This window comes from Moorena sp. SIO3I6, from assembly GCF_010672095.1.
Genome location: NZ_JAAHHU010001123.1, coordinates 1 through 1,650, shown reverse-complemented (window position 1 = coordinate 1,650; position 1,650 = coordinate 1). Strand labels below are relative to the sequence as shown.

The 1,650-nt window shown below is 43.7% G+C and carries 1 protein-coding gene; it reads left to right on the top strand.

The window, feature by feature from the left end:
- Nucleotides 1–264 precede the first annotated feature (264 nt).
- The gene (locus F6K49_RS46815; protein WP_293109323.1) at nucleotides 265–1,611 is read left to right on the top strand and encodes a serine/threonine-protein kinase; all 1,347 of its coding nucleotides are present in this window, start codon (nucleotides 265–267) and stop codon (nucleotides 1,609–1,611) included.
- Nucleotides 1,612–1,650: the final 39 nt, after the last annotated feature.

The following is a 1,650-nucleotide window of genomic DNA, read 5'->3' as shown; positions in this document are numbered from 1 at the left end:
CATATTTAATAGCATGTAAATAATGTAAGCCGTCAGCCGTCAGCCGTCAGCCGTGCGCGTAGCGCATAAGCTGATAGCTGATAGCTGATAGCTGATAGCTGATAACTGATAGCTTAATACTTACTCAATAATGCTATAGCATTATTTGTATTATCAATATTATTTGAATTGAGGGTGTCTTAAACTAGTTGATAATCCTCCTAGGAGCCAGGGTAAATCTACTAAACCTAAACACGAATCATAAACAACTAACAACTAATATATATGGTCTGGTCAGAGCAACAGCTGTTACATGGTGGTAAATACAAGATCGATAAAATTATTGGACGTGGAGCTTTTGGAATTACTTACAAAGCAGTCCATCAGTTACTTAATCAAGATGTTGTAATTAAAACACCACACGAAAGCCTGAGATTGGCTCCAGACTACCCCAACTATGGAGAACAATTTATCAAGCAAGGACAACTGCTGGCTCAACTGTCTGCTGACCTTGAATCCCTGGTCCAGGTCAGAGACTTGTTTCAAGAAGGAGATACCTACTGCCTCGTAATGGATTTTATTTCCGGGGAAAGTTTGTGGAATTTGGTACAACGCATAGGACCATTACCTGAAACTGATGCAGTAGCCTACATCACTCAAATTGGGTCAGCCTTGAATCTAATCCATGGAGTAGGGCTAGTGCATTTAGATATAAGCCCTCATAATATCGTGGTCAGTAACACTGGCAAACCGGTATTGATTGACTTTGAGATTCCTGGGGATATACTCCGAGATAGTAATGTGTCGAGCCATATTGACAATAAACCATTTCGACCCTACGAGCTATACTACCAAGGCAGTCGTCACGCCACGGTGGATGTCTACTCTCTAGCGGCTTCACTGTACCATGCCGTAACTGGGCTAAATCCTACCGAGTCAATTTACCGCAAGTATGACGGTGAAGAGCTGGTGCCACCAAAAGAACTGGTTCCTAGTATTAGCGATCGCTTAAATCAAGTAATTCTCCAAGCCATGGCCTTAGAGCCAAAAGACCGTCCTCAGTCAGTGCACGAATGGTTACAGCCCTTGACTGAAGACGATTATTTCATCTGTTTGAGTGAAGTTGATGACCTTAGTTCTGATGTAGGAGTAGATTACCGCCCATTACGGGATTTACTAATTCGTAGAAAGTGGCAAGAGGCAGATCAAGAAACTCTCGCTCTTATGCTCAAAGCAGCAGGACGAGAAGAAGAAGGCTGGCTTGACATCCCAGATATCAACACCTTTCCTTGTACAGACCTCTATACTCTCAACACTCTCTGGGTAAAGTACAGCAATGGGCGCTTTGGCTTTAGTGTACAGAAACAAATCTGGCAGAGCTTAGTGACCGAGAGTGTGCAGGTAACTCCTGGTGCCGATTATGAGTATGAAACTTACTGTCGCTTTGGCGATCAACTCGGATGGCACACCAACGAAAAGTGGCTAGATTACGTTGACCTGCCCTTCACCCTCAATGCTCCCCAGGGGCATCTACCAGTCAGCTATGTCGGATTCTTTTCCGGTTGGGCATACTTTGCCTTTTTTATGGGTGGCGTATCTCTCTTCTCTCGCCTTGAGATATGTAGTATTTAGCCGTATTTATAGCGGTTTTTAATTCGGTCTGGGAATCGG